Below are 2,900 nucleotides of genomic sequence, written 5' to 3'. Positions count from 1 at the left end.
CCGGGCCTCTCGGCGAACGCGCCGACTGGTGGTGGTACGACCCCTTCCAACCCCAACCACCACCCACAAACAACTAGACTGGTTCCCGCATCACAGCGAACCTGAAATATATTGGCGCGTAGAGACTTTCGTTGCAGCGCTGCACTAGGAATCATGTGTTCGCCGTTACCTAGCTGCGCGGCGGGGACAAGCGCGCGTGTATCTCAGAAAATTCTTGGGCCGATCGCGAGCCGCCTCAGAACGGCTATGCCGGAGAGCGGCTATCTCGTCTCCATGTCGTCGGGCCCTAGCGCACTGAGACGTGCAGGGTGGGCCGGTAGATGAGTTCTTGGATGTTGCGGTCGAGCGTTCGGCTCTCGATCAGCTCGAGGTCGAAGTCGGCCGCACCCTGGAAGATCGGGCCGTCGCCGGTCTGACCGGTGATCACCGGGAACAGCGTCACCTGGACACGGTCGACCAAGCCGGCGGCCATCAACGCTCGGTTCATCGACAGGCTGCCGTGCGAGCGCAACGGCACCTCTGATTCCTCCTTGAGCCGGGCCACGACGTCGACGGCGTCGCCGCGCACGACGGTCGCGTCAGGCCAGTCGAGGGGCCCGTCCAGGGAGGTCGACACCACCGTCGCCGGCAGGTACCTCATCCGGGTGACCCACGGGTCGTGCACCTCGGACTCCTCGGTGCTCTCGGCCAGCATTTGCGCGAATAGCCGATATGTGTTGGCGCCCATGACCATTCGCTGCTTCTCCTCGTACAGGGCGAGGCGGCGGTCGAGCAGTTCGGGTCCCTGCTTGCCCCAGTAGCCGCCCCAGTCGCCGCCGCTGACGCCGCCGAAGCCGTCGAGGCTGGAAAAGACGTCGAAGGTGTAGGTGGCGGTCATGATGATCTCCTCGAGTGCGGTTGACGACCTGTTGGGGATACAGACCGCAAACCGCGGCGAAACTCATCGCCGGACTTTCAGGCCAGCTTTGTCAGCGTTAGCTGTTGCCGATGATGGTCATAGTGCTGACCGGGGTAGCGGTAGAGATCTTCCAGCGTCATGTAGTCGCGGAAGTAAGGATCCCAGTCCTTCGGATAGTGCATGCCGCGCCTGAAGGCGTCCTCGGGTGCTCGACGAAGCGAGCGTTGCAGCGAGTCGATCACGCGGTCCAGCTTGGCGGCCATACGCTTTCGGTTGTAGAAGCGAGCAGCGAAACGCGATCCGTAGAAGTTGACCCCATCGAATGCCGGTGTGACGGCATTGAGCAATCGCGCATAGCCGCGACTAACAGCGTCGGGGAGCCGGTCGAACAAGCGCACCAGCAACAGGAGGCGTTGCACAACCATGTATCCGAACACCATATGAAACAACAGTTCTTCGTTGTTCCACCTAGTGTCTCTGGTCGGTTTGGTCCAGTCATCGTCATCGGTCATCTCGATGAGGCGCTGGAAATCGATGCGTGCTCGGTCGAGGTCGGCGGCGATAGCTGCGCGATCTATTAGTTCCGTCATCTTCTGCCTCAGCGTGAGGTGAAGCGATCACTCCCATCATCCCGCATCGCTCACGCCGTGCCGCAGTTGCACGCGCAGGCGTCGGCTTCTGCGGCAGCGGGGCCGAATGTCTCGGCGTCGGCCAGCTTGGTGTAGACCTCCCATTTCTCACCGTCTGGCCCGGTGACCCACACTTTGTCTTGGGTGGCAAAACAACAGGTGGTGTTCATCTCCTCCTCGGTGAACAGACCGGCTCCGCCCAGCCGGGCGATCTCTGCACGCACCGTCTCGCTTGATTCGACCTCGACGCCGAGGTGGTTGAGCGAGCCGCCCTTGCCGGGGTTTTCGATCAGGACCAGCTTGAGCGCTGGTTCAGCCACGGCAAAGTTGGCGTAGCCGGGCTTGCGTTTGGCTGGCTCGGTGTTAAACAGCTTGGAGTAGAACGTGATTGCCTCATCCAGGTCATCGACATTGAGGGCCAATTGAACGCGGGACATGTCAGGAACCTCCGACTTCTGAGACATATATCGAACTAGTGCCGTGGCCCAGCCTGCCACCTTTTCGATATATGTCAAACTTTGTGGCAGTATGGGGTGATGCCCAAAGCGTTGCCGGTGATCGACACGAGTGCGCCGGTCTGTTGCGCCCCGGTGGCCTCAGGTCCAATGAGCGATGAGGACGCGTTGCAGGTCGCGTTGCGTCTCAAGGCCCTGGCAGATCCGGTGCGGGTCAAGATTGTGTCGTATCTGTTCAGTTCCCCCGCAGGAGAGGAGATCTCGGGGGAGCTCGCGGTCGCGTTGGGACTTAGCGAGTCCACGGTCAGCCATCACCTGAGTCAGCTCCGTAAGGCGGGACTCATAGCCTCGGATCGGCGCGGGATGAACGTGTTTCATCGGGTCCGTCCGGACGCGATGCAAGCGTTGTGTGCCGCGTTGGACCCAGACTGTTGTTCCTAGCGAAGCGGGGCAGGACTTTCGATCAGGCGCCGTAGACGACCGGCGACCGCCTGCCGGACGCCGCGATTGTGCACCGTCAGCGTTTGACGAATACTGTGGCTGAACATGAAGTTGCCGCTGTTGGGCCCGGTATCGCTGACGGGCTTCCAGCACGCCTGGTTCTTCCTGTTCCTGCTGGCCGTGCTGTTGGTGATAGGGATCTATGTCGTCCAGCAATTCGCCCGCCGCCGGCGGGTGCTGCGATTCGCCAACATGGACGTGCTGGAGCGCGTCGCGCCGCGTCACCCCGGCCGGTGGCGGCACCTGCCAACGATCCTGCTTGCCACATCACTGGTGTTGCTCACCACGGCGATGGCCGGGCCGACGTCCAATGTCCGGATCCCGCTCAACCGCGCCGTCGTCATGCTGGTGATCGACGTCTCGGAGTCCATGCGGGCAACCGACGTCGAGCCCAACCGCCTCAAGGCCGCCGAGCAG

Annotated in this window: 6 protein-coding genes; 3 read left to right on the top strand and 3 right to left on the bottom strand. The window is 62.1% G+C overall.

The window, feature by feature from the left end:
• The coding region (locus A5736_RS26705) for a hypothetical protein (RefSeq protein ID WP_254848306.1) at positions 1-77 on the top strand (77 nt) is incomplete at its 5' end.
• A gap of 209 nt (positions 78-286) precedes the next feature.
• Here A5736_RS26705 and A5736_RS07135 read toward each other — a convergent pair.
• The 3 genes from A5736_RS07135 to A5736_RS07125 all read right to left on the bottom strand — a co-directional run bounded on the left by A5736_RS07135 (position 287) and on the right by A5736_RS07125 (position 1,964).
• Positions 287-877, bottom strand: a complete 591-nt coding sequence (locus tag A5736_RS07135; RefSeq protein ID WP_076245326.1) for a dihydrofolate reductase family protein — start codon at positions 875-877, stop codon at positions 287-289.
• A gap of 77 nt (positions 878-954) precedes the next feature.
• Complete coding sequence (locus A5736_RS07130; protein WP_076245324.1) at positions 955-1,488, bottom strand: DinB family protein; 534 nt, start codon at positions 1,486-1,488, stop codon at positions 955-957.
• A 50-nt stretch (positions 1,489-1,538) separates the two neighbouring features.
• Complete coding sequence (locus A5736_RS07125; protein ID WP_139333181.1) at positions 1,539-1,964, bottom strand: ArsI/CadI family heavy metal resistance metalloenzyme; 426 nt, start codon at positions 1,962-1,964, stop codon at positions 1,539-1,541.
• Between the two features lie 99 nt (positions 1,965-2,063).
• On the opposite strand from A5736_RS07125, the gene A5736_RS07120 reads away from it, so the two are divergent.
• Both A5736_RS07120 and A5736_RS07115 read left to right on the top strand, forming a co-directional pair.
• Positions 2,064-2,423 carry an Rv2640c family ArsR-like transcriptional regulator gene (locus A5736_RS07120; RefSeq protein ID WP_076245321.1) on the top strand — a complete coding sequence of 120 codons (360 nt, stop codon included), beginning with the start codon at positions 2,064-2,066 and terminating at the stop codon, positions 2,421-2,423.
• 105 nt (positions 2,424-2,528) lie between these two features.
• Positions 2,529-2,900: BatA domain-containing protein (locus tag A5736_RS07115; RefSeq protein WP_175611218.1), on the top strand; the 372-nt coding region annotated here is incomplete at its 3' end.

Source organism: Mycobacterium sp. SP-6446, from assembly GCF_001954045.1.
Lineage (GTDB): Bacteria > Actinomycetota > Actinomycetes > Mycobacteriales > Mycobacteriaceae > Mycobacterium.
Note: the sequence above shows the minus strand (reverse complement) of the source record. Positions and strands in the feature narration are given on the sequence as shown.

What these genes read in the sequence shown, in the direction of transcription:
- A5736_RS07135 (WP_076245326.1), bottom strand. Translation starts at nt 877, where the DNA reads ATGACCGCCACCTACACCTTCGACGTCTTTTCCAGCCTCGACGGCTTC.
- A5736_RS07130 (WP_076245324.1), bottom strand. Translation starts at nt 1,488, where the DNA reads ATGACGGAACTAATAGATCGCGCAGCTATCGCCGCCGACCTCGACCGA.
- A5736_RS07125 (WP_139333181.1), bottom strand. Translation starts at nt 1,964, where the DNA reads ATGTCCCGCGTTCAATTGGCCCTCAATGTCGATGACCTGGATGAGGCA.
- A5736_RS07120 (WP_076245321.1), top strand. Translation starts at nt 2,064, where the DNA reads ATGCCCAAAGCGTTGCCGGTGATCGACACGAGTGCGCCGGTCTGTTGC.